Below are 23,467 nucleotides of genomic sequence, written 5' to 3'. Positions count from 1 at the left end.
ATTTAGTAAACTCAGAAATGAAAGGGAGCGATTTGGGATGAAGATTAATGATGAATTACTGGATCGATTAGGAACATATTTTGTGTATCACGCTGTCTATGAAAATTATGGGATTACCTTTGAAAATTTTGTTGAGCGTTGGTTACGTGGAATACTTGAAGTATAGTGAGCTACCCCTCTTTTAATTGAAATTGGTGAGCTTGCACATTAACAGCTATGATTGTGCAATAGCTCAATGATCAATCGACAGAAATTAATCGTATTTTGCAGGTCATTTATATGATTTTGGGCTAAACAGATTTACTGGCGCTCAATGAAGCAATCGAAGCGGCACATGCAGGTGAGCATGGCAAGGGCTTTTCTATTGTGGCAGAGGAAGTACGCAAGCTCGCATAAGTATCCACCAAATCAACAAGCCAAATTGACACGATTATCGAAATAGTTGTTAGGGAAGCGGCTAGTGCAATGCAAGGCGTTGTACTAGCTGTGCAAACCAACCTACAATATATCGATGCCAATATACAGGTACTGGATGCGATTTTTACAGCATATTGTGGATTCATACAAATCGATAATGTGACAGCCGCTTCCAGTGTGATTTAAAAGGAGGCGCTGGAGGTTGTGCAGGAAGTAGAATATATGACAGCCGTGAGCCAGCAATCCTCGGCAGGAACAGAGGAGCTATTGGCAACAATGGAACAATACATGACATCAAATAGCAAGGCACAGCAATTGGCAGCTATAGCTGACACTCTGCGTATAGCATTGGCTAAATTTCAATATTAAAAAAAGGGAGAGCTGTTGGTAAGGTTAAGTTTTCATTTGACCTTACGAACAGCTCTCTTGTTTATTTAAAAAATTGCGTAATAAATTGATTAGCTTCTTGCCAGTTATAGACCCGCACAACATTGTCAGGAACAGCAAGACGGTTATAAGGTGTGTCAAATAACACTACGGGTATTTTTAGCTCCTCCGCTAGCATAACAGCATTATCGTGCTTATCCTCAAAGAACGCATCTACAGCATGTTTTTTTGCTGCTGCTAGTTTATCATGGCTGCCCAGAAGCTCGATATGATCATACGGAATAGCTTGAGTTTTAAACCAATTAACAGTAATATCTACAAGATTTTCACCGCGAGCTGAGATATAGTAGAGCTCAAAATCGTTTTGCCAAGCACTTAAAATACTCTTTGCATCTTTCGCCGCTTCAGATACCTCATACATATAAGGCTCATTTTCCTTAAACCATGTATTAAACACACCTCGATCAATAGGATGTGGAAATGCGGATAAAAAATCATATTCACAGACATCATCAAGCGTAATGTTTACATTGTATTGTTTATTAATATGTGGAATGAGTGTACTGGGACATGTCACTGTTCCGTCAATATCAATACCAAAGCGAGGTTTTTTCATGCTAGCACCTCCCTAGGCGTTTGCTTTTGCTGCTTCTTCAGCTGCTCGCTTTTCTTCCATTTCTGCAGCTAATTTATCAATTTCTTTTTTCAGCTCTTCTACCATCGTTTCTTCAGGGACTTTTCGAACAGTTTTGCCCTTCATAAATAGTAAACCTTCACCACGTGCCCCTGCAATACCAATGTCTGCTTCACGTGCTTCACCAGGACCGTTTACTGCACAGCCAAGCACCGCTACTTTTAGGGGGACATTTAATTTAGAAATATACTCTTCTACTTCATTAGCAATGGAAATTAAATCTATTTCAATTCGGCCGCATGTTGGGCAGGAAATAAGCGTTGCCATATTTGACGCCAAGCCGAACGATTTTAATAGCTCACGTGCGACTTTTACCTCTTCTACAGGATCAGCAGATAATGAGATACGTAGCGTGTTACCGATTCCTTTTGAGAGAATAGCACCTAAACCTGCTGCTGATTTTACAGTTCCTGCAAATAGTGTGCCTGATTCTGTAATCCCTAAGTGAAGGGGGTAATTAAAGGCTTTCGACGCTTTTTCATAGGCCTCAATTGCAAGATTTACATCTGATGCCTTCATGGATACGATAATATCGTGGAAATCCAAGTCTTCCAATATTTTAATATGGTGTAGGGCAGATTCAACCATACCGTCTGCAGTTGGATAACCGTATTTTTCTAAAATATGACGCTCTAAGGAACCAGCGTTAACACCGATACGAATCGGAATTCCTTTTGCTTTAGCTGCATTGACAACTGCCTCTACTTTTTCCTTACGACCAATATTACCTGGATTAATACGTACTTTATCAATGCCATTTTCAATTGCTTTTAATGCTAATTTATAATCAAAGTGAATATCAGCTACAAGAGGAATATGGATACGTTTTTTTATTTCTGCAATGGCATCCGCTGCACGCTCGTCTGGAACTGCCACACGAACAATTTGACAGCCTGCTTCCTCTAGACGAAGTATTTCTGCTACTGTTGCTTCAACATCATGTGTTTTTGTTGTACACATACTTTGAATGAATAATTCATTACTACCACCAATTGTTAAGTTACCGACACGTACGGGACGTGTATTTGAACGGTGACAAATTTCACTCATTAACTTTCTCTCCTTTTCGGGCCATACTTTCAGCCGTCACTGACATTTATTTTAGCAGTGTAAGAAAATAAGGACAAGGAAGAAACGTTAACATTTCATTTTCCACAGTTGTTTTCAAATTCAAATGACAATGGAAGCTTTATATTTTCACCAGGAATAAGTGCCTGTAATTGTAAATGAGGATTCAATTGATAAAATAACTCCAAGCGTTCAGGAAAGGTCATGGGTACTTTTGCAGGATGAAGTGCAAAGAGGCTGTGAATCGTATCTCCTTGAATAGTTTGTACAGTAATATAATTTGGTTCTCGTTGTTTCTCACAAAGAGCATTATCAGAATTTTTTAAGGAAAATGCAGAGAATTGTAAAGATCCCTCAGTTAAATCTACTTTTACAACAAAAGCAATAATAATAATAATGGCTGTTAACACGAATGGACGCAAAAAACCCCCTCCTTTTCTACACTATATTTAGAAGAGGGGGGAATCATGCACATTATTTTGCAATTGGTTGTTTTGGATATTTTGTAAAGGTAATAGTTAATAGAGTAACAGTTAAAAGTAAGGAAAAAATAGAGATAATTGTGCTGTTAATCGGTAGATAATCTGATAGCATGCTGATAAGAATAGCCCAGGTCATGGCAAATGTTGTTGTTCGCCAAATATGACGGTATTCCCCTCGACGCTTCATCACTTTTAAGATAAATAGACCTGCTAAGGCATAGAGTGCAATTTGCCCAAAAATAAGCATGGTTGTAAAAACGAAAAGCATGATGAATGTTACAGGGTACAAAAGCCATTTAATGCCCTCTATATATTCAGTTAACCCGTTTATACTTGTCATATCAAATGTATTTACAGACATACCAGCTGTAAAGCGACCAAACGAGAAAACCGTCACGATTGTTATGAGCAGAAAGGTATATTGAATGACTTTTCCGATAGGTAATAAACGGTAGGCAGCTAGTTTTTTAGGATGAATTAAGCTGTCAATAAATAGTTGTGAGTGGTTCATAGCATATCTCCTCCAATCGCTATTCTATCATGTTCAACTTTGACAAGATACGAGATAAGCAGTAATAGCTGAGAATAGAATGATAAAATGTTAACATTGTGTAAAGAAGTTAAAGGTTTTCTTTACTTTTTCTACACTATCATTTAAAGATTAGGAATAGAGTAGTAGAGATGTAAGAATTGGAGCGAATACAATTGACGATAGATTGGCAAAACATACTGTTTCAATTTTTAGGTGGGTTAGGAGTATTCCTATTTTCAATTAAATTTATGGGGGACGGACTCCAAAAATCAGCAGATGATCGACTGCGGGAATGGTTGAATCGGTTTACAACCAATCCATTAATGGGTGTGCTCGTAGGCATAATTGTGACGATTTGTATTCAATCAAGCTCTGCAACAACAGTCATTACGGTCGGGCTTGTCAGTGCAGGCTTTTTAACATTACGTCAAGCAATTGGTGTTATTATGGGTGCTAATATTGGCACGACCATCACGGCATTTATTATTGGCATTAATATTGGTTTTTATTTTTATCCACTGTTGGCGATAGGTGCTGGATTATTATTTTTCTTTAAGAAAGCAACATACCAGCATATAGGGCAAATCGTATTTGGTTTTGGGGGATTATTTTTAGGCTTGGAGTTAATGAGCGCAAGTATGCAGGCCATTCATCAATTGGCTGATTTTGCATCATTAACGCTGCATCTAAGAGATCAGCCCGTTATTGGCATCTTTTTAGGGACAGTGTTTACATTACTTGTGCAAAGCTCAACAGCAACTGTCGGTGTGCTACAGGGCTTATATGCTGAGCATCTTATTGGCTTGGAAAGTGCATTACCTATTTTATTTGGCGAAAATATTGGGACAACGATTACAGCTGTTTTAGCGTCGCTAGGAGCTTCTATTTATGCGAAGCGTGCAGCTGTGGCGCATGTGCTGTTTAATGTTATCGGCACTGTTATTTTCATGATCTTTTTTACACCCTTTATGCAATTTGTTCAATGGATTAGTGAGCTCTTCCATCTAGAGCCGAGGATGCAAATTGCCATTGCACATGGCTCCTTTAATGTAATTAACATGATTATTCAGGTACCATTTATTGGTGGCTTAGCAGCACTTGTGACAAAGCTATTGCCTGGACGTGACGAAAATATTGATGTAACAACGAAGCATTTAGATCCGTCCTTTATTGACTCGTCTCCAGCAATTGCACTTGGGCAAGCAAAAGAGGAAGTGCTGCGAATGGGGGAGCATGCACTACGTGGTTTGGAAGAAACATTCTTATATATGAAAACAGGTGAAGCTGTCCATATTCCAACTGTTTTGCAGCTAGAGGCAGTACTGAATCATTTAGACAAGGAAATCACAGATTATTTAGTGATGGTGTCTAAGCAACCCCTTTCTCGTGCAGACTCAGTAAGACACCACACATTGCTAACAAATGTACGCGACATTGAACGCATTGGGGATCATTTTGAAAATATTTTAGAGCTTTTACAATATAAGGATCACCATGAGGTAAGCTTAAGTAAGTCAGCACGCCAAGATTTGATTGGCATGTTTAGCCTGGCAATTGAAGCGGTACGCAAGAGCATAGAGGCACTGGATACTGCAAGTTTAAGCTTAGCACAGGAAGTAACAGAGCTGGAAAGTCTGATTGATGATATGGAGGATAAGCTACGACAAAAGCATATTGCACGCTTAAACGCAAATGAGTGCAGTGGTGCTGCAGGGATTGTTTATACTGATATTGTTAGCAACTTAGAGCGTATTGGTGACCATGCTGTAAATATAGCCGATTCTATTTTAGGGATTCGACATTAAGAAATTGAAACTTTAGGTTTTGCTTGTACGTATGATAGGCAATGCACAAAGCAAAAGGAGCGAATTTAGGTGGAAATTGTTGGCTGGATATTAGTGATTGCCTGCTTTATCATTTCATTTATTGGTTTGGTGTACCCCATCATTCCAGGGGTTATTTTTTTACTTGGCGGCTTTATAGTCTATGGATTATTTTTCTCTTTTGCCGATTTAAATTGGTTGTTCTGGGCAATTGAGATTTTATTTGTTGTGCTGTTATTTGGTGCAGATACAGTAGCAAACGCCTTCGGTATAAAAAAGTTCGGTGGTACAAATGCAGGGATGTGGGGTAGTACCATTGGTTTATTAATAGGACCGTTCGTTATCCCTGTTGCAGGAATACTAATAGGACCGTTTTTAGGAGCAGTAATTGCTGAGCTACTTGTGGAGCGTCGCCCATTCGGTGAGGCCGTTAAAAGTGGTGTTGGTTCGCTTGTAGGTTTTTTAACTTCGACAGTAGCAAAAGCGGTTATCCAAATTGTTATGATTATTGTGTTCTTTATCGCTATCTGATTTTTTCATATTATGTGTTTAGTTATATGAAAAAAAGGGTAGGATAGTAAACGTATTGGTTTTCAGTCAAAAGGCTGAAATCTTCAATTTGAAGTATTTTTCATTGAATGGTTTGACCAATTTTGATAATCTATGAATGTACTAATTATTTCTTTATTTTAGGGAGGAACTTAACAATGGCTTATGAATTACCACAATTAACTTACGCTTATGACGCATTAGAACCACATATCGATGCAAAAACAATGGAGATTCACCATTCTAAACATCACAATACGTACGTAACAAATTTAAATGCTGCTGTTGAAGGCACTGAATTTGCAGAGAAAGATATTAACGATCTAATCGCAAACCTTGATGCGCTTCCAGCTGACAAACAAACTGCTGTACGTAACAATGGTGGTGGACATGCCAACCATACATTATTCTGGGAAGTAATCGCTCCAGGCGGTTCAAACACTCCAGTTGGTGAAGTTGCAAAAGCGATTGACGCTAAATTCGGTTCTTTCGATGCATTCAAAGAAGAATTTGCAAAAGCTGCTACAACTCGCTTTGGTTCAGGTTGGGCATGGTTAATCGTTGATGGTGACTCAGTTGCTGTTACATCAACTCCAAACCAAGACTCTCCAGTTATGGAAGGTAAAACACCAATCCTAGGCTTAGACGTTTGGGAGCATGCTTACTACCTTAACTACCAAAACCGTCGTCCAGATTACATCAGTGCATTCTGGAACGTAGTGAACTGGGATGTAGTGGAAGCAAAATTCCAAGCTGCAAAATAATGATTGAGTAATAAAAGGCTATGTCAACGGTGATTCTCACCATGACATAGCCTTTTTTGATGGTTTTGGTGGATAGAGATGCAAAAGTGACGGATTGAACTGACAATGATATGGATAGAAAAGCCCAAGTAATGGATAGAATCGAAAAACTTTAAATGATTGATTGGGAATAGCAACCTTTCACTTCAATATGCCGTCAAATAAATGATGTTTTCAAACATGAAATATCAAGTGCATGCTTTCCTGTCGTACCTTCGAATGGTATACTAGATGTCGTGTATTTAAAATGTATTAAGATAAGGAGGGGAATACATATTGCGCAAAGCACCAAGGAAAAATCGCGCGGCGAGTGTTAAAGCAAAACATCATTCTAATTTAACATTTCGTATGAATGTCCTTTTCTTTGCTATATTTATCGTATTTTCAATGTTAATTTTTAGACTCGGTTATATGCAAATCGTGAAAGGGGAAGAGTATGTAAAATTTTTAGAGAGTACAGAGGAAGTCCCTGTTAATACAAGTGTACCAAGGGGCCGCATGTATGATCGTTACGGGCGTATTTTAGTCGATAATCACCCTGAAAATGCTATTACCTATACGAAAATGCAAACAACGAAAACAGAGGAAATGCTAAAAATCGCTGAAAAGCTAGCACAATTAATTGAACAGCCTACAAATCGTGTGACATTGCGCGATAAGCAGGATTTTTGGATACTTAAAAACCATGATGCTGCCTATAAAAAAGTGACAAAGGCTGAAGAAGACAAAATTCGACAAAAAAAAGATATTACAACAAGCCAAATCAACGCAGAGATTGATAAACTAGTGCGTGAACGTATTACAAATGAAGAGCTTTTACAATTGACAGATGCAGATTTAGAAATACTAGCAATCTATCGAGAGATGGCTTCTGGCTATAATTTATCACCTCAAATTATTAAAAGTGAAAATGTATCGGCAGATGAATTTGCACGTGTATCAGAACGCTTAACAGAGATGCCAGGCGTCAACACAACAACAGATTGGAAGCGTGTGAAATTATCATCTCTTTCTATTTTAGGGCGAACAACTGTCCCGGCGAAAGGGATTCCAAAGGAAAAGCTGAATTACTATTTAGCTCGTGATTATTCACGTAATGACCGCGTTGGTGAAAGTTATATTGAAGCACAATATGAAGATTTACTACAAGGGCAAAAAGCAGTTGTTAAAAATATTACGAATAGAAAAGGGCAGGTAGTCGATACCGTGACAACCTATGAAGGTGAGCCTGGTAAAGATTTGGTCTTATCATTAGATAGTGAATTAACTGCTGCAACAGAGAAAATTGTCGAAGAAGAATTACTTAATTTAAAAGCACGTTCCGGTTCAAAATTATTAGATCGTGCATTTTTAGTTATGATGGATCCAAATACTGGAGACATATTATCAATGGTTGGTAAGAAGATTGAAAAAGATTCAGAGACAGGAAAAAATGTAGTCGTTGATTATTCATATGGTAACTTTACAACAGCTTATGAGGCAGGTTCTGCAGTTAAGGCAGCAACATTACTAACGGGGTACAATTTAGGAGCAATTACAACACGGACTGTATTAGGTGATGAACCCATCACGTTATTGGGTACTAGGCCAAAAAAATCTATTTTTAACCCATATGGCTATATCCAGATGGATGGTTTAAGAGCCTTAGAGCAATCTTCTAACGTATTTATGTTTAAAACTGCTCTACTCATTAATAAAACACCTTATAGCTATGGAATGCCTCTACGTTTAAAGGACGATACTTTCCAAAAAATGCGTAATTCCTATGCACAGTTCGGGTTAGGGGTAAAAACAGGGGTCGATTTACCAAATGAATTTAGCGGTGTTCAAGGTCCTTCTGGTCCAACCTATGGAGGGAAGTTACTTGACTTAGCAATCGGACAGTACGATACGTATACACCTTTACAATTAGCACAATATATTTCAACCGTTGCTAATGGTGGCTATCGAATTCAGCCGCATATAGTGAAAGAAGTGCGTCAGCCATCAAAAGATGGACAGGAGCTTGGTCAATTAGTAACAGAGGTTGGACCAACAATTTTAAATCGTATTGATAATTCATCAGATGAAATTAACTATGTAAAACAAGGGCTTCGTCGTGTCTATACAGGTACAAATGGTACAGCTAAAAGACACTTTGCAAATGCACCATATACAGCGGCAGGGAAAACAGGAACAGCAGAGGTAATATATTACGGGGATTTGAGAGAAAATTGGGGTACATATACACTTACGTATACACATGTTGGTTTTGCCCCTTATGAAAATCCTGAAATTGCCTACGCTGTAGTTATTCCTTGGGCATCAACAAACCCTCAACAACCATTTTCGGCTAATAGTGAGATTGCTAGAAAGGCTCTGGATAAATATTATGAATTAAAAGAAAAATATAAAACTGAAAAAGTAACAGATAGTGATGTAACACAGCCTATTTTACCAGCTGTGACAAAAGATAAAATTGGTGAAGATGAACAACAATAAGAGAAACCGCTAGAGCATTTAAATGCCTAGCGGTTTTTTTCTGTCGTGAAATAGAAAACACGGTATGCGTTAAATCTCCATACCATGTTTCCTTCTATATAATAATGCATATGAAATTCTACGCAGATAGTTGTTGTATTGCTAATTCAAATTGTTGCTTTGGTTTTTTTCCGTAAAGCTCTATATTATTACAGAAATAGGACTCAAGCATAAAATCAACAGCTTCCTGTAAAGAGAATTCTCGATGTTCCATTACGAGTGTTAGATATGTTTTAAAGTAATCGGCATTTTGTACTTTTACATGCTTAATCACAAAGTCAAACTCCTCTTCTATTAATTCTTGACACAATTGCTTATTATAGCATCTTTCAATAAGGAAGCAAGTATTTGCAATTGTAAATTCTTCTTTACAATCGTTTACAAAGCATTACATTCCTTTACGTCTCTTTTACGAACTGTTTATACGACTTCAACAATCAAACATTATAGTAAAGATTGTAAGACAAACAACTATAAAAAAGTTAGTGACGGAGGCAAATGAGATGAAAAAGTGGAAGTACTTAACGATGACAGCGGTAATGGGTTCAGCTTTAATGCTTGGTGCATGTGGCAGTGACTCTGCGCAAAATGGTAACAATGCAGAAACAAAAACACCAGCAAGCTCAGAACAAGACACTGCTGACAAAAAACTGCAAGGGGCTGTAGCTGGGGATGGCTCATCAACAGTAGCACCTATTATTGAAGCAGTTGTTGAAGAGTATGCAGGAACTCAACCAGATGTCAAAGTATCGGTAGGTGTTTCTGGTACTGGTGGTGGCTTTGAAAAATTCATCGCAGGTGAGACAGACTTTTCTAACGCATCTCGTAATATAAAAGATGAAGAGAAAGCAAAACTTGAAGAAGCAGGAATTGCTTTTACTGAGTTAGCTTTAGCATATGACGGCTTATCAGTAGTAGTGAACCCAGAAAATGATTGGGCAAAAGATTTAACGGTAGAGCAATTAAAGAAAATTTGGATTGAAGACGGTACTGAGAAAAAATGGTCTGATATCGATCCATCTTGGCCAAATGAAAAAATCGTATTCTATTCACCAGGTACTGACTCAGGTACGTATGATTACTTTGATGAAGTAATTTTAGATGGTGCTGATTTAGTAAGTGCTGCTACATTATCTGAGGATGACAACATGCTAGTTCAAGGTGTTGCTGGTGACAAAAATGCAATTGGCTTCTTCGGCTATGCTTACTACTTAGAAAATAAAGATAAATTAAGCATTGTGAAGGTAAATGGCGTTGAGCCAACAAATGAAACAATCGAAGCAGGTGAGTATTCACCACTTTCACGTCCACTATTCACATATGTAAAAAATAGTGCAATGAAAGATAACGAAGCAGCATATGATTTCATCAAATTTACACTTGAAAATGCAGGCGATATGGCAGAGGCAGTTGGTTATGTCCGTCTACCTGAAGACAAATATGCTGAAGGCTTAAAAACATTAGAAGGCTTAAAATAAGTAGACATGCATAGAGGGAAAGAGATGTATGCTCTTTCCCTCTCTTATTTGAAAGGAGCACCCCATGGTTTCTCAAAAGGAAAATAAGACATCATCTGTGCAGCAATTAATTGCAAATTCGCGCAATCATAAAACAAAGAAAATAGTGGAAAAAGCGATGCCAGCTCTATTATTTTCTGCAGCCCTTATTTCTATATTGACAACGTTTGGCATTGTTTTCACCCTTATTTTTGAAACGTTTGAATTCTTTAAACGTGTTTCGATTACGGATTTCCTTTTTGGTACACAGTGGTTACCATTTTCAGGGAAGGAACCGTTATTTGGGATACTACCATTAATTGCTGGAACGATGAAAGTTACATTAATAGCAGTAGTTGTAGCAGTACCATTTGGCATTGCTTCGGCTATTTACTTAAGTGAATATGCGAGTGAAAAAACTAGACGTACAGTGAAGCCTATTTTAGAGGTATTAGCAGGAGTACCAACAATTGTTTACGGCTTCTTTGCTCTAACATTTGTAACACCTTTATTACAAGAAATTGTACCAGGCCTTAAACTTTTTAATGCCCTAAGTCCTGGGATAGTTGTAGGAATTATGATTTTACCAATGATAACATCTCTATCAGAAGATGCAATGTCCTCTGTTCCAAATAGCATGCGAGAAGGTGCATTGGCTCTTGGGGCAACTAAGTTTGAGGTTGCCATTAAAGTTGTATTACCTGCAGCATTATCAGGAATTATCGCTTCAGTTGTTCTGGCTATTTCCCGGGCAATTGGTGAGACTATGATTGTATCGCTTGCTGGTGGTTCAACACCAAAATTTGATTTAGATGTGACTGACTCCATTCAAACCATGACTGCTTATATTGTACAAGTTTCTACTGGTGATGCTGGTTATGGTACAACTATTTATTACTCTATTTATTCTGTTGGATTCACATTATTCATTTTTACATTAGTGATGAATTTATTAGCTCACTATATTTCGAAACGCTTCAGGGAGGTTTACTAGCATGCGCTATATCAATGACACAGTTGTCATGAAACGAATGACAAAGCGTATTTCAGCCAATAAAGTCTGGAAGATCTTATTTTTCTTAGCAACTACCTTTGCACTCGTGACGCTAGCCATTTTGCTTTACCGTATCGTGACACAGGGCATAGACTATTTAAATATTGATTTTTTAACAAACTTTGCATCTCGTTTCGCTGATAAGGCGGGTATTAAAGCGGCTCTTGTAGGTTCCCTTTGGTTAATGGCAGTTGTTGCACCAGTATCCATTATTTTGGGAGTAGGAACAGCTATTTATTTAGAAGAATATGCAAAGAAAAATAGGCTAAACGACTTTATTCGAATGAATATCTCCAATTTAGCAGGTGTGCCTTCCATTGTTTTTGGTTTATTAGGGTTAACAATTTTCGTTCGTATGATGGAATTAGGAAAAAGTATTTTAGCAGCAGGATTTACAATGAGCTTATTAATATTGCCAGTAATCATTGTGGCAGCACAGGAGGCAATCCGCGCAGTGCCTAATGAGCAACGTGAAGCTTCATATGGAATGGGTGCAACAAAATGGCAAACGATTTTACGAGTTGTTCTTCCAGCAGCTATTCCAGGAATTTTAACAGGGAGTATTTTAGCCTTATCTCGTGCCATAGGTGAAACAGCACCACTTGTTGTTATTGGAATTCCTGTTATTTTGCAATTTTTACCAAATGGTTTATTGAGTCAATTTACTGCGTTACCAATGCAAATTTATGATTGGGCAAAACGTCCACAAGAGGCTTTTCAATATGTTGCGGCAGCCGGTATTTTAGTCTTGATGTCAGTGCTTTTATTGATGAACTCTATTGCAATCTTTATTCGAAATAAATTCCAAAAACGTTATTAATGAGGTGACCTTATGGTACTAGATTTTCAAGAGGAAAAATCAGTTGTCAAATCGATTCAAACGGCTTCTAAGCTTTCGGCTGATGTGGCTAAAAATATAGTATATGATACACGTAATTTAAACTTATGGTATGGAGATCATCATGGCTTAAAAGATGTCAATTTAAGCATCTATGAAAATGAAGTAACTGCTATTATTGGTCCTTCAGGTTGTGGTAAATCTACGTATTTAAAAACGTTAAATCGAATGGTAGAACTAGTGCCAATCGTACGCACATCTGGAGAAATTGTCTATCGTGAACGAAATATTTTAGACAAAAGCTATACAGTTGAGGAATTACGTACTCGTGTAGGGATGGTATTCCAGAAGCCAAACCCATTCCCTAAATCTATTTATGATAATATTGCCTACGGTCCGCGCATCCACGGTATTAAAAATAAAAAGATTCTTGACGAAATTGTTGAAAAATCATTACGAGGTGCGGCGATTTGGGATGAGGTAAAGGATCGTTTAAATCAAAATGCATATGGCTTATCGGGAGGTCAGCAACAGCGTATTTGTATTGCTCGTTGTTTAGCGATTGAACCAGATGTTATTTTAATGGATGAGCCTACATCCGCACTTGACCCTATTTCGACATTAAAAGTGGAGGAACTTGTTCAAGAGCTGAAAAAGGATTACTCAATTGTCATCGTTACACATAATATGCAGCAAGCGGCACGAATTTCTGATCGTACAGCATTTTTCTTAAGTGGAGAGGTTGTTGAATACGATAAAACAGACGTTATCTTCCAGACACCTGCAGATCAACGTACTGAAGATTATATATCCGGTCGTTTCGGTTAAGGAGGAGTCAAGAATGGTCGTACGTGAACGTTTTGAGCAGGAATTAAAAGAAGTGCAGGCGCAATTTGTTGAGATTGCTACGAGTAGCATCAATGCTTTAAAGCTAGCATTTCAAGCATTAATAGAGCAAGATTTAGAAAAATCCCTAAAAATTCTTGAAGATGATTTAGTGATTAATCGACTTGAGGAAGCCATTAATGATCATGTGATATTGTTGATTGCCAAGCAGCAGCCTGTAGCTACTGATTTACGTCGTCTTATGGTATTAGTGAAGGCTGCCTCTGATATGGAACGAGTAGGCGATTATGCAGTTAATATTGCCAAAGAGACAATCCGCATTGGAAAAGAGCCGTTAGTCTTTTCTACTACGAATTTACAAACGATGTGTAATAAAACAGTAGAGATGCTAGAGAGTGTTATTAAAGCCTTTACTGAGGAAGATACGGTTCATGCTAAAGAAATTGCAGAATTAGATGATTATATCGATGATTTATATGGCGCAACAATCACTCTTTTACTTCGTGCAGGAGCTGAAAATCCATCTCATATTTCCCAAATCACACACCTAACCTTTGTGTGCCGACATTTAGAGCGCTCAGCGGATCATGCCACAAATATTGCTGAACACTTATTTTACTTAGTAAAAGGCAAACATTATGAATTAAATAATTAATGAAGCGAAGAGCTAGCAATAAGCTCTTCTTTTTTTATGCAAATAATGTGATAGCAGCAACATTGTTTGCCAAATTTGCGTCAAATATTTGGGTGGATTTGTATTGTCAAAAAATTATTTTGGTTATACTATAGACATTATTTAAATAAATGTGCGAAGGAGGTGCTGCTTCGTGAAAGACGCTGTAGATTCACTCATAGAAAAATTTGCTATTGAAATCACGTCAGAGCTGCGTGACTATTTACGCTTTCTATATGAAAACTTACATCTAGAAGAATTAAGTGACAAGGAACAGCATTATTTTATTGATTATTTTTACAAAAGTGAAGCATTACGAAATATGGCAGCATTTGCACTTGAATTGGCAGATATCATGCAAGAAATTCAAGAAAATATACCAACGATTGAGCAAGCAGAGCGATTAGCCAATGGGAAAGAACAGCGCTTATATTATGAGCATAAGTGGGAGGAAGTAAGACGCCATAAGCTAAAGCATCAAACAAGAAAAAAAGGGAATATCCTATATGTTCCTTTTAATGAGTATAAAAAAGATCCTGGTCCAATCATTATCTGTCTTGAACAAACAACGGGTATGGAAGCCTATACAGAGCTTTGTAAAAGTATGATTTTACCATTATTTATGAGTGCACATCGTGAGCAAAGAGATTTGTATATTGTCCCCTACGACTATCAAATTCATGTACACTATCGCTTTGAAAATGGTCATTTGAATTTATCTGATTTTAAGGATTTTATGGAATACAAAGCAAAGGGAGAAGCTGCAATACTGCCCGTATTACACTTTGTTAAAGGCTTGCTACAGGAAAATCAACATTGCAGTGAAGCAGATATTATTATCTTCACTGAAGGAAGGCCTATTGATGGACAGCATCTAGTTGGAAAGCAAACTAAAACAATGCTAGAGGAAATGAAAAAGAAATATTACGCTGAATTTTCAGTTATCGCTATGCATGAGCATAATTTTAATGAGCAGCAATTTTGGTTTGCCAATAAGGCCATCTTTGCGGATGATGCTATTCAATAACGATGAGAGCTGATCTTTAAGGTGATTGGCTCTTATTGTGTGCATATACATAGTAATTAGAGGAGAAAAATATGGATTTATTGAAATGGTTAATACCACCCAGTGTTACAATTCTAACGTGGATGGATGTAATTATAGCCATCGCTCTCTGTGGTATTGGATGGCTCTTTCAGTATTTTGTTATAAAGAAAATTATTAATCGTATTGTTGTATTTTTAGAAAATCGACAGCGTAATTTTCAGGCAACGGTGCTGGCACAATTTAATAAAGCGATTCGCTACGCATTTATGGCTTCCGTTATTGTAATCAGCTTATCCTATTTGATAGATGTGCCATTATTCACACATAAAGCGTCCAAAAACTTTGTGTTGTCGATTATTGTTTTCTTCGCTTTCAAAGGGGTATACGATGTTTTGAACTTTTATACAAAACAACCTTTGCCATTAAATGGTGAAGAGGAAGCGAATGTCCTATTACCGTTTTTTCTTCGTATAGGAAAAGTGCTCATCATGATTTTTGCTATGTTTACCATTGCTTCCTTTTGGGACTTTAACTTAAATGGCTTTTTAACAGGTATTGGTTTAACTGGTGTAGCAATTGCCTTTGGTATTCGTGATACGCTAGCACATGTTTTTGGTGGAATGTCAGTGGCTTTGGATAACCCCTTTAAAATTGGCGATTGGATTGCAACAGAGGACCAAAAAATTGAGGGAACCATTGAGGATATTAATCTTCGCAGTACGTTGATTCAAACAGGTGATAAAGGACTTGTATATGTACCGAACTCTTATTTGGTCAATCGTCCAATCTATAATTTATCAAGACGAGAAAAACGAAAATGTGAGCATTTTTTATATGTTTCTACTGAAAATGAGGAAGAATCCATACGAGGTGCCTTAAGTGCCATTCAAAAAGAAATTTATTTGCATAATAAGACTGAAAAGGAAATGATTCATGTCTTTATCGATGAATTTTATCCTAGCTATTACCGTGTCCTTGTACGTTTTTATGTGGCAAGCAATGACACGGCTGTCATGCTAGATGTACGTCAGGATATTTTATTTGCAATTCGTCAAATCGTTGAGGAACTACAAATTGTATTAATAAATCCAACAGATGAAGAATGGTTTGGGACTAAAAAATAATTTGAATTGTTAGTTTTTTTGGTTTACAATGTAGGTGAGTAATCAGCTTTGATGAAGAGTAGTAGCTATTATTATTTGTTATAGAGAGCTAGTGGTCGGTGGAAACTAGTGCAAATGAATGGCGAATGGACTTCGGAGCTCTAATCCTGAAAAAAGTATGGATTAGCGTCTGCCTACGTTATAAGGCTTAGAGTGGGTCTTTTAGGAGACCAATGAAGGTGGCACCACGGCTTTTCCGTCCTTTTGTGATGGAAAGGCCTTTTTTTCTTGAATCAGCAAAAACCCCCATCTCTAAAGTGGGGAAGTTGAATGCTGAAGAGGGGCTTTTCGAGTGAGCTCGAAAAAATCCGTTACAATTAAGCTATGTTTTATGGTGTAGAAGAGTAGAGCCTAGAGAAGGAGAGAGAATTATGACAGTTGAGCTTAGAACGTATACCATGAAGGTATTGCAAGGGGATATGATGACGCCAATTTCCGTTTATCAATCACTTGAAGGAAAGCATAAAATGCTATTCGAATCATCTGCCAAGCATGAGGAGAGTGGTCGATACTCATTTATTGCCGTTAACCCAATTGCAGAATTATTTGGCGATAGGGATGGTTATACTTTTACTAAAGATCTTCATATCGAAAAGGGAAGCGAGAATGTACTTGCAAAATTAAAGCAGGTAATGCCGTTCCATCAAGAGCACTATCCTTTTGCCTTTTTTGGGGGCGCCATTGGTTTCTTTGGATATGAAACTGCTTTTTATACTGAGAGAATAGGTGAATACTTACAGGATGATTTAGAAATGCCGGACGTCCATATCTTTTTCTATGATACATTTATTGTGTTTGATCATTTAAAGCAGGAGATTACATTGGCGGCTATTGATTTATTTGCTGACGGGCGTTCCCTTGAGGAAATGGAAGAGGAGATTACCCGGATTGAAGAGCAGCTATACGCTGGAGCGACGTTTAAAGAGATGCAGCTTGGAGAGCTAAATTTCAAGCCGATAATTGCAAAAGAACAATTTATCGCATTAGTTGAACGTGCGAAAAAGCATATTCTTAAGGGTGATATATTCCAAATTGTTTTATCCCAACGCTTCACCTCATCCTTTACTGGAAATCCATTTGCCTTATATCGTCAATTACGCACATCTAATCCCTCGCCTTATATGTTCTATATGGACTATGGAACGTACACTATTTTGGGAACATCCCCAGAAAGTTTAGTGAAGGTAAAAGATCGTAAAGTAACGACAAACCCAATCGCGGGCACAAAGCCTAGAGGTCAAACAGAGGACCAGGATAATGCTATTGCAGAGGGCTTATTAAATGATGAAAAAGAAATTGCTGAACATCGGATGTTAGTAGATTTAGGTCGAAATGATTTAGGTCGAATTTCGAAAATTGGAACTGTAAAGCTTGTAAAGTATATGAATATTGAACGCTATAAGCATGTTATGCATATCGTGTCAGAGGTTATCGGAGAATTACGTGAGGATGTGCATGTTTTAGATGTTCTCCGTGCCTGTCTGCCAGCAGGTACAGTATCAGGTGCACCGAAAATTCGTGCTATGCAGCTTGTCAATGAGCTAGAGCCTGTGAAGCGTGGTGTCTACGCTGGAGCAGTTGGTTATATTTCTACAACCGGGGATATGGATTTGGCACTGGCCATTCGTACGATGATTATTAAGGATCAAAGTGCTCATGTTCAGGCTGGCGCAGGTATTGTGTATGACTCTGTACCATTGTCTGAATACGAGGAAACATTGAATAAAGCACGCGCACTATTGGAGGTAAAAAAATGATTCTACTAATCGATAACTACGATTCTTTCACTTATAATCTATATCAGCAAATATCAATACTTGGAAAGCAAGTAACAGTAGTACGTAATGACGAGCTGACTGTAGCTGATATTGAAAGCATGCGGCCAGAGGCGATTATTTTATCCCCTGGTCCAGGAACACCAGTAGATGCAGGTATAACAGTGGAAGTAGTAGAAGAGCTTTATAAAAAGTTTCCGATTTTAGGTATTTGTCTTGGACACCAAGCTATTGGTCAGGCTTTCGGAAGCAATATTGTGCAGGCTAAAAATATTATGCATGGTAAGCTATCTACACTTCAATATGAAAAAGCGGGATTATTTGCACAATTAGAAGATGAAGTTGAGGTCATGCGCTATCATTCGCTTATTATTGAGAGGTGTACTCTACATGAGGACTTTAAAATTTTAGCTACCGCAAGTGATGATGGCGAAATTATGGCAATGCAGCACAAAAATTATCCGCTTTTTGGTCTGCAATTCCATCCAGAATCCATCGGGACAGAAGAGGGTGGTCTTATGATGCAAGCCTTCTTAGATCATATTTCATAAAGTAAATAGAAAAGGCTGTCACTCTAATTGACAGCCTTTTCTTATTTATTGTTTTTTTCCTGTGATTAGCCTTGCAATTTCCTCTAAGGACATCGAGGAATTGACCTCATAGGAACCTATTTGTAAGCTTCGTGCGTATTTTGCATTGGCAAGTAAGAGCTCCATCTCCACACTATTGTCAATGATACCGCCATCTTCTAGCTTTTTTGCCACCGTATATGGGGCCATGCCACTATAAATTTGAAGCGTCATGGTAGCCGAATTTTTAGGGCTGTCTACAGATTTATTTATAGATTCAGATGGATTAGGCTTCTCAGTATTTTCCTTAGGAACCTGTTTTATTTGCTCCTTTAACGAAGCAATTTCTTGATTTGCCTGTGCAAGCTTTTTTTGAAGTTCCATTACTTGCTCTCCATTTGTGGAGGCCTTTGTCGGAAGACCGATGCTGAAATCGAAACGAGTAGCTAAAGCTATCAAAGCTCCCACAAGAAATAAGGCAATGCCAAATGCACGGATTGCAGAATTATTCATCAATTAACGACCTCCGTTTGCAATCACTTGTCGGACTTGTTCCTCAGTTAAATTAGAGCGAATACTTATATCTGCTACGGACATTCCTTGCTTATTAAGTTCAAGCACCTGACTTACAATAATTTGATGAATGGGTTTTGTTTTGGCAGCTACTTGTCCGTTTTTGGATACTTGAGCTGCTTGTTGCACAGCTTGCATGACCTGTTGAACCTTTTGATTGGATACTGAGTTATTTATTGCTGACGGTGTTTTAACCTGAAACTCAGGCTCAAGCAGTAGCTCCTCTTCGACAATTTTAAGTCGTCGCTTCAAATTATTGGTTTCCTGGAAAATTGAAATCGATAATTCTTCCACATCCTGTTCGACTTTTTTTGCACTATTTTTGAAAAAGAACGATACAATGATAAGAACAATACCTACGCTCATAAGTATGATGGATAAATCCACTAGTTTCACCCCATTAAAAGTATGTAATTATCCTGCATAAACAGGCAGTCAGTTATCTGTACTGAAAGCGAAGTGTCAGATACAAGATTCCCACTCCAAGATTTAAGTGAAACAAAAAATATAAGTGAGAGATTACTGACCATAAATCCCGATTGAGGCCAACAAGATGTTGGTCACACAAGCATTTCCGCAGGATGAGGAGTCTTAGCTTGTGTTCCTCTACAGCAATCAGGTAGGATGAGGAAAAACCCACCGATTGAAGTTTCACTTTATAAGGTATTTTACCATATGCAAACTTAATATGAAATGAAGGTAGATTTTTTTTCAGTTTGTGTTATAATGGGTTAGTCGTATAAATCATGCTCAAATTTAAATTCTTGATATAGAGTGGGAGGGTTAATGATGCGCGTAAACATTACTTTAGCTTGCACAGATTGCGGCGAACGTAACTACATTTCTAAAAAGAACAAGCGTAACAATCCAGAGCGTCTTGAACTTAAAAAATATTGCTCTCGCGAGAAGAAATACACTCTTCACCGTGAAACTAAGTAATCGCTCATTAAGCCAAAACCACAAGTGGTTTTGGCTTTCTACATTTTACTAGGAGGTAGCTTGGCATGGATAAATCAACATTGCGAAACAGGGTAAAGGAAGCGCTTGCAACTATGAGTGAGGAAGCTTATCTTGAGCAGTCTTTAGCTATAGTAAAAAAAGTGCTACAGGAACCATATATAATAGAAGCAAAAACGATTGGTATTACCATTTCCAATAAACCAGAAGTCGACACAATTGATCTGATAGACGAATTATGGAAGCTTGGTAAAAAAGTTGCTGTTCCAAAATGTAACCCAAAAACAAGAGAAATGACATTTTACGTTATTAATTCTTTTGAACAGCTTGAAACTGTATATATGCATTTACGTGAGCCAATTCCAGAAAAATGTGAGTTTGTTGACGCAAATGAGATGAATGTCCTACTTGTTCCAGGTGTTGCTTTTGACCAATATGGCTATCGAATAGGCTACGGCGGTGGTTATTATGACCGCTATGTATTAAACTATAAAAAGGGTAAGCTCATGTCATTGCTATTTGATGAACAGCTAGTTGATCGTGTTCCTACAGAAGCACATGATTGCCCAGTTGATATCATTGTGACGCCCACAATACGTATAGATTGTGTTGCACAACGAGGAGCGAATTAAAATGGATAAAATGTTAGATATTTATGAATTATTGAAAACATACGGCACTTATATTTACACACGTGATCCTATTGGAGATTTGATGCTAATGGAGGATGAAATTCGTGAGTTGTATAAAGCAAATGTGCTAGATAGTAAAGATTACCAAATGGCATTGTTACTAATTCGACAAGAAACTACAAAACTTCGTATGAAAGAAAATAATCAATCTTGATTGAAAGATTACGAATATGGGTATTGTAAAAATAGTGTAACATGTTTGTAATATTCAAAGAAACAGTGGCTTTCCACTGTTTTTATGATTTTATGAAACTTTTTACAATGCAAAACGTATATATAAGTATCCAGCGCATAGGAGTAAGGATAAAAGTTTTTAAAAAAATATATCTGTTGATTATCTGTAAAAAAAAGATTAAGATATATTTTGTTTCAGTAACAAATGTTAAAAATTATTATTTTTTTGGGTAAGAAAGTAGGGAGGATGTTAGGAATGAAATCAATTAAGTGGCCTAAACATTCATTTATGATACTAGCAATTGTAGCAACTTGGATAAAAACGGTCATTGTTTATCACACAAGTTTTGAGATGAAAATTGAAAATGCGATGCAACAATTTATCTTGTTTATTAATCCATTAAGTTTCTTACTCTTTGCTTATGGATTAGCATTATTCTTTAAATCAACAAAGGCTAAAAACCGATATATTATTACTGTCAGTGTTCTTTTATCAATTGTCTTATATGGAAATGTGGCATTCTATCGTTTCTACAATGACTTTATTACATTACCGGTATTATTCCAGACAAATAATTTCAGTGATTTAGGAACTTCTGTAGCAGCAATTGTAAACCCATGGGATCTGTTGTATTTTGTTGATGTACTTATTCTAATTTTAGCTAATAAATATCTACCTAGAATGAAAGAAGCAGTAAAAGTTAACGTGGAATTCCGTCGTGCGTTCTTCGTTTTAGCGATTGCTATGTCTTTCTTAAACTTAGGACTAGCAGAAACAGAGCGCCCACAACTGTTAACACGTAGCTTTGACCGCGAGTTACTTGTGAAAAACATTGGTACGTACAACTATCACTTATATGATATTTATATTCAATCAAAATCATCTGCTCAACGTGCATTAGCGGATGGTAGTGAACTAGTAGAAGTGAATAACTATATTCGCTCTAACCAGGCAGCCATAAACCCTGAAATGTTTGGTAAATACAAAGGGCGTAACTTAATTGTTGTGTCAATGGAATCTTTACAAAACTTCGTCATTAATAATCAGATGGATGGTCATGAAATTACACCGTTCTTAAATTCTTTAACAAAAGATAAAGATACTTTTTATTTCAGTAATTTCTATCACCAAACAGGCTTAGGTAAAACGTCTGACTCAGAGTTTATCTTAGAAAACTCATTGTTCGGCCTAGGTCGTGGTGCTGTATTCTTCACACATGGTGGAAATACGTACAACTCAATGGCAGATCGTCTTGGAGAAAACGGCTACTTTACAAATGTCATGCATCCAAATAATAAATCATTCTGGAACCGTGATATCATGTATCAATCTTTAAATATCGATAAATTCTATGATATAGAATCATATACTATTGGCGAAGGGGAAGCTGTTAACTGGGGAATGAAAGATATCCCATTCGTAGAGCAATCTGCAGCATTAATGAAAGATATGCCACAGCCATTCTATTCTCGACTAATTACATTAACGAACCATTATCCGTTCACATTGGATCCAGATGATATCATGATACCTGAATATACTTCAAATTCAGGTACATTAAATCGCTACTTCCAAACAGTTCGTTATATGGATGAAGCACTGAAAGACTTCTTCCAAAGTTTAAAAGATCAAGGTGTATATGATAACTCTATTATCGTGATGTATGGTGACCATTACGGTATTTCAGAAAACCATAACAAGGCGATGGCCCAGTATTTAGGAAAAGAAAGCATCACACCATTTGATAATGCAATACTACAAGAAGTACCTTTATTCATCCATATCCCTGGAGCTGGGGATGGTAAAGAAATGACTGAGGTAGCTGGACAAATGGATTTACGTCCAACAATCTTACACCTTCTTGGCGTTGAAACATCAAAAGATATGCAAATGGGCGCAGATCTATTCTCACCAGAGCATGAAGACTTTGTTATATTCCGCGATGGTCGATTTATAACAGATAAATATGTTTATGCTGGAGAAGCTTGCTATGACAAAGCTACTGGTGAAGAGATTGATAGCGAGCCATGTCAGCCATACGCTGATCGTGCTACAATGGAATTAGAAAATTCCGATGCTATCATTAACGGGGATTTGCTTCGATTCTATGATGAAAAGACTGGTAATTTGAAACAAGAAGCTGTGAAATAACTTAAAGAGAGATCTCTATTTATGGAGATCTCTTTTTTTGTTTAAGTTAACTTGTGGGAAAGATTGTTGTTCGTGTAGAGCAGAAATTTCTCTCAGATAGCGGAAAAACTGCTCCAGACGGGTGGCGATAGTAACTGCTCGGGGGAAGGGTAGAAACGCTCAGGTGGCGAGAAAAATCGCTC

Annotated in this window: 27 protein-coding genes, 1 pseudogene and 1 other annotated feature; of the genes and pseudogenes, 21 read left to right on the top strand and 7 right to left on the bottom strand. The window is 37.4% G+C overall.

The features are described 5' to 3' along the window. Positions 1-37: 37 nt before the first annotated feature. The 4 genes and pseudogenes from QNH24_RS16830 (at position 38) to QNH24_RS16820 (ending at position 786) form a co-directional block, all read left to right on the top strand. Positions 38-166, top strand: a complete 129-nt coding sequence (locus QNH24_RS16830) for a hypothetical protein (RefSeq protein WP_283868695.1) — start codon at positions 38-40, stop codon at positions 164-166. Between the two features lie 128 nt (positions 167-294). Continuing rightward, positions 295-393 (top strand): annotated as a pseudogene (locus QNH24_RS26325) (methyl-accepting chemotaxis protein); the annotation flags it as partial. Positions 394-465: 72 nt separating this feature from the next. Next, positions 466-603: a hypothetical protein gene (locus QNH24_RS16825; protein ID WP_283868694.1), complete on the top strand. Its 138-nt coding sequence runs from the start codon at positions 466-468 to the stop codon at positions 601-603. A gap of 18 nt (positions 604-621) precedes the next feature. After that, positions 622-786 (top strand): hypothetical protein, encoded by a 165-nt coding sequence (locus QNH24_RS16820; protein ID WP_283868693.1) that lies wholly within the window; start codon positions 622-624, stop codon positions 784-786. Positions 787-847: 61 nt separating this feature from the next. Here the strand turns inward: QNH24_RS16820 and QNH24_RS16815 are convergent, their stop codons facing one another. The 4 genes from QNH24_RS16815 to QNH24_RS16800 form a co-directional block, all read right to left on the bottom strand. Then, complete coding sequence (locus QNH24_RS16815) at positions 848-1,420, bottom strand: 5' nucleotidase, NT5C type (RefSeq protein WP_283868692.1); 573 nt, start codon at positions 1,418-1,420, stop codon at positions 848-850. Positions 1,421-1,432: 12 nt separating this feature from the next. Next, positions 1,433-2,548, bottom strand: a complete 1,116-nt coding sequence (gene ispG, locus QNH24_RS16810; RefSeq protein WP_283868691.1) for a flavodoxin-dependent (E)-4-hydroxy-3-methylbut-2-enyl-diphosphate synthase — start codon at positions 2,546-2,548, stop codon at positions 1,433-1,435. Positions 2,549-2,643: 95 nt separating this feature from the next. After that, positions 2,644-2,988 (bottom strand): hypothetical protein, encoded by a 345-nt coding sequence (locus tag QNH24_RS16805; protein ID WP_283868690.1) that lies wholly within the window; start codon positions 2,986-2,988, stop codon positions 2,644-2,646. A 52-nt stretch (positions 2,989-3,040) separates the two neighbouring features. Beyond that, positions 3,041-3,559: a DUF1189 family protein gene (locus QNH24_RS16800; RefSeq protein WP_283868689.1), complete on the bottom strand. Its 519-nt coding sequence runs from the start codon at positions 3,557-3,559 to the stop codon at positions 3,041-3,043. A 194-nt stretch (positions 3,560-3,753) separates the two neighbouring features. On the opposite strand from QNH24_RS16800, the gene QNH24_RS16795 reads away from it, so the two are divergent. The 4 genes from QNH24_RS16795 to QNH24_RS16780 all read left to right on the top strand — a co-directional run bounded on the left by QNH24_RS16795 (position 3,754) and on the right by QNH24_RS16780 (position 9,236). Then, a complete protein-coding gene (locus QNH24_RS16795) occupies positions 3,754-5,385 on the top strand; it encodes a Na/Pi cotransporter family protein (protein WP_054770965.1) in 1,632 nt (543 codons plus the stop codon). A gap of 69 nt (positions 5,386-5,454) precedes the next feature. Next, complete coding sequence (locus QNH24_RS16790; RefSeq protein WP_283868688.1) at positions 5,455-5,934, top strand: DUF456 domain-containing protein; 480 nt, start codon at positions 5,455-5,457, stop codon at positions 5,932-5,934. A gap of 176 nt (positions 5,935-6,110) precedes the next feature. Then, positions 6,111-6,716, top strand: a complete 606-nt coding sequence (locus tag QNH24_RS16785; RefSeq protein ID WP_283868687.1) for a superoxide dismutase — start codon at positions 6,111-6,113, stop codon at positions 6,714-6,716. Between the two features lie 315 nt (positions 6,717-7,031). Next, positions 7,032-9,236 carry a peptidoglycan D,D-transpeptidase FtsI family protein gene (locus QNH24_RS16780; RefSeq protein ID WP_283868686.1) on the top strand — a complete coding sequence of 735 codons (2,205 nt, stop codon included), beginning with the start codon at positions 7,032-7,034 and terminating at the stop codon, positions 9,234-9,236. A gap of 118 nt (positions 9,237-9,354) precedes the next feature. On the opposite strand, the gene QNH24_RS16775 is transcribed toward QNH24_RS16780, so the two are convergent. Further along, positions 9,355-9,549, bottom strand: a complete 195-nt coding sequence (locus tag QNH24_RS16775) for a hypothetical protein (protein WP_283868685.1) — start codon at positions 9,547-9,549, stop codon at positions 9,355-9,357. A gap of 229 nt (positions 9,550-9,778) precedes the next feature. On the opposite strand from QNH24_RS16775, the gene QNH24_RS16770 reads away from it, so the two are divergent. The 9 genes from QNH24_RS16770 to QNH24_RS16730 all read left to right on the top strand — a co-directional run bounded on the left by QNH24_RS16770 (position 9,779) and on the right by QNH24_RS16730 (position 18,719). Next, positions 9,779-10,753, top strand: coding sequence for a PstS family phosphate ABC transporter substrate-binding protein (locus QNH24_RS16770; protein WP_283868684.1), 975 nt, complete (start codon positions 9,779-9,781; stop codon positions 10,751-10,753). Positions 10,754-10,817: 64 nt separating this feature from the next. Then, complete coding sequence (gene pstC / locus QNH24_RS16765) at positions 10,818-11,765, top strand: phosphate ABC transporter permease subunit PstC (protein WP_283868683.1); 948 nt, start codon at positions 10,818-10,820, stop codon at positions 11,763-11,765. A gap of 1 nt (position 11,766) precedes the next feature. Beyond that, positions 11,767-12,645 (top strand): phosphate ABC transporter permease PstA, encoded by an 879-nt coding sequence (gene pstA / locus QNH24_RS16760; protein WP_283868682.1) that lies wholly within the window; start codon positions 11,767-11,769, stop codon positions 12,643-12,645. Positions 12,646-12,657: 12 nt separating this feature from the next. Further along, entirely contained in the window at positions 12,658-13,491 is an 834-nt protein-coding gene (pstB, locus tag QNH24_RS16755; protein ID WP_283868681.1) for a phosphate ABC transporter ATP-binding protein PstB, read from the top strand. A 13-nt stretch (positions 13,492-13,504) separates the two neighbouring features. After that, on the top strand, positions 13,505-14,164 hold the full coding sequence (gene phoU / locus QNH24_RS16750; protein ID WP_283868680.1) for a phosphate signaling complex protein PhoU: 660 nt from the start codon (positions 13,505-13,507) through the stop codon (positions 14,162-14,164). A gap of 172 nt (positions 14,165-14,336) precedes the next feature. After that, positions 14,337-15,209 (top strand): vWA domain-containing protein, encoded by an 873-nt coding sequence (locus QNH24_RS16745; RefSeq protein ID WP_283868679.1) that lies wholly within the window; start codon positions 14,337-14,339, stop codon positions 15,207-15,209. A gap of 71 nt (positions 15,210-15,280) precedes the next feature. Next, positions 15,281-16,354, top strand: coding sequence for a mechanosensitive ion channel family protein (locus QNH24_RS16740; RefSeq protein WP_283868678.1), 1,074 nt, complete (start codon positions 15,281-15,283; stop codon positions 16,352-16,354). A gap of 39 nt (positions 16,355-16,393) precedes the next feature. Next, positions 16,394-16,600 (top strand) — a binding site (T-box leader). Between the two features lie 164 nt (positions 16,601-16,764). Further along, on the top strand, positions 16,765-18,150 hold the full coding sequence (trpE, locus tag QNH24_RS16735; RefSeq protein WP_283868677.1) for an anthranilate synthase component I: 1,386 nt from the start codon (positions 16,765-16,767) through the stop codon (positions 18,148-18,150). Next, positions 18,147-18,719, top strand: coding sequence for an anthranilate synthase component II (locus QNH24_RS16730; RefSeq protein ID WP_283868676.1), 573 nt, complete (start codon positions 18,147-18,149; stop codon positions 18,717-18,719). Before trpE ends, QNH24_RS16730 begins: the two co-directional genes overlap by 4 nt. A gap of 45 nt (positions 18,720-18,764) precedes the next feature. Here QNH24_RS16730 and QNH24_RS16725 read toward each other — a convergent pair whose 3' ends face one another. Both QNH24_RS16725 and QNH24_RS16720 read right to left on the bottom strand, forming a co-directional pair. Next, complete coding sequence (locus QNH24_RS16725) at positions 18,765-19,250, bottom strand: hypothetical protein (RefSeq protein WP_283872872.1); 486 nt, start codon at positions 19,248-19,250, stop codon at positions 18,765-18,767. A gap of 3 nt (positions 19,251-19,253) precedes the next feature. Further along, on the bottom strand, positions 19,254-19,697 hold the full coding sequence (locus QNH24_RS16720; RefSeq protein WP_283868675.1) for a hypothetical protein: 444 nt from the start codon (positions 19,695-19,697) through the stop codon (positions 19,254-19,256). 402 nt (positions 19,698-20,099) lie between these two features. On the opposite strand from QNH24_RS16720, the gene rpmG reads away from it, so the two are divergent. From rpmG to QNH24_RS16700, 4 genes are all read left to right on the top strand, one after another. Further along, positions 20,100-20,249, top strand: a complete 150-nt coding sequence (rpmG, locus tag QNH24_RS16715) for a 50S ribosomal protein L33 (RefSeq protein ID WP_008408521.1) — start codon at positions 20,100-20,102, stop codon at positions 20,247-20,249. Positions 20,250-20,314: 65 nt separating this feature from the next. After that, complete coding sequence (locus tag QNH24_RS16710; protein ID WP_283868674.1) at positions 20,315-20,899, top strand: 5-formyltetrahydrofolate cyclo-ligase; 585 nt, start codon at positions 20,315-20,317, stop codon at positions 20,897-20,899. Between the two features lies 1 nt (position 20,900). Beyond that, the gene (locus QNH24_RS16705) at positions 20,901-21,113 is read left to right on the top strand and encodes a YqgQ family protein (protein WP_283868673.1); all 213 of its coding nucleotides are present in this window, start codon (positions 20,901-20,903) and stop codon (positions 21,111-21,113) included. 276 nt (positions 21,114-21,389) lie between these two features. Continuing rightward, entirely contained in the window at positions 21,390-23,285 is a 1,896-nt protein-coding gene (locus QNH24_RS16700; RefSeq protein WP_283868672.1) for an LTA synthase family protein, read from the top strand. Positions 23,286-23,467 lie beyond the last annotated feature (182 nt).

The organism is Lysinibacillus pakistanensis, assembly GCF_030123245.1.
Taxonomy (GTDB): Bacteria; Bacillota; Bacilli; order Bacillales_A; family Planococcaceae; genus Lysinibacillus; species Lysinibacillus pakistanensis.
This window is presented reverse-complemented; position numbering and strand designations above follow the sequence as displayed.

Excerpts from the sequence above, each read along its gene's own strand:
- pstB (WP_283868681.1), top strand. The coding sequence starts at position 12,658 with ATGGTACTAGATTTTCAAGAGGAAAAATCAGTTGTCAAATCGATTCAA.
- QNH24_RS16725 (WP_283872872.1), bottom strand. The coding sequence starts at position 19,250 with ATGAATAATTCTGCAATCCGTGCATTTGGCATTGCCTTATTTCTTGTG.
- QNH24_RS16770 (WP_283868684.1), top strand. The coding sequence starts at position 9,779 with ATGAAAAAGTGGAAGTACTTAACGATGACAGCGGTAATGGGTTCAGCT.
- QNH24_RS16815 (WP_283868692.1), bottom strand. The coding sequence starts at position 1,420 with ATGAAAAAACCTCGCTTTGGTATTGATATTGACGGAACAGTGACATGT.
- QNH24_RS16740 (WP_283868678.1), top strand. The coding sequence starts at position 15,281 with ATGGATTTATTGAAATGGTTAATACCACCCAGTGTTACAATTCTAACG.
- QNH24_RS16800 (WP_283868689.1), bottom strand. The coding sequence starts at position 3,559 with ATGAACCACTCACAACTATTTATTGACAGCTTAATTCATCCTAAAAAA.
- QNH24_RS16730 (WP_283868676.1), top strand. The coding sequence starts at position 18,147 with ATGATTCTACTAATCGATAACTACGATTCTTTCACTTATAATCTATAT.
- QNH24_RS16825 (WP_283868694.1), top strand. The coding sequence starts at position 466 with ATGCAAGGCGTTGTACTAGCTGTGCAAACCAACCTACAATATATCGAT.
- pstC (WP_283868683.1), top strand. The coding sequence starts at position 10,818 with ATGGTTTCTCAAAAGGAAAATAAGACATCATCTGTGCAGCAATTAATT.
- ispG (WP_283868691.1), bottom strand. The coding sequence starts at position 2,548 with ATGAGTGAAATTTGTCACCGTTCAAATACACGTCCCGTACGTGTCGGT.
- QNH24_RS16830 (WP_283868695.1), top strand. The coding sequence starts at position 38 with ATGAAGATTAATGATGAATTACTGGATCGATTAGGAACATATTTTGTG.
- pstA (WP_283868682.1), top strand. The coding sequence starts at position 11,767 with ATGCGCTATATCAATGACACAGTTGTCATGAAACGAATGACAAAGCGT.
- QNH24_RS16785 (WP_283868687.1), top strand. The coding sequence starts at position 6,111 with ATGGCTTATGAATTACCACAATTAACTTACGCTTATGACGCATTAGAA.
- QNH24_RS16700 (WP_283868672.1), top strand. The coding sequence starts at position 21,390 with ATGAAATCAATTAAGTGGCCTAAACATTCATTTATGATACTAGCAATT.
- QNH24_RS16710 (WP_283868674.1), top strand. The coding sequence starts at position 20,315 with ATGGATAAATCAACATTGCGAAACAGGGTAAAGGAAGCGCTTGCAACT.
- rpmG (WP_008408521.1), top strand. The coding sequence starts at position 20,100 with ATGCGCGTAAACATTACTTTAGCTTGCACAGATTGCGGCGAACGTAAC.
- phoU (WP_283868680.1), top strand. The coding sequence starts at position 13,505 with ATGGTCGTACGTGAACGTTTTGAGCAGGAATTAAAAGAAGTGCAGGCG.
- QNH24_RS16705 (WP_283868673.1), top strand. The coding sequence starts at position 20,901 with ATGGATAAAATGTTAGATATTTATGAATTATTGAAAACATACGGCACT.
- trpE (WP_283868677.1), top strand. The coding sequence starts at position 16,765 with ATGACAGTTGAGCTTAGAACGTATACCATGAAGGTATTGCAAGGGGAT.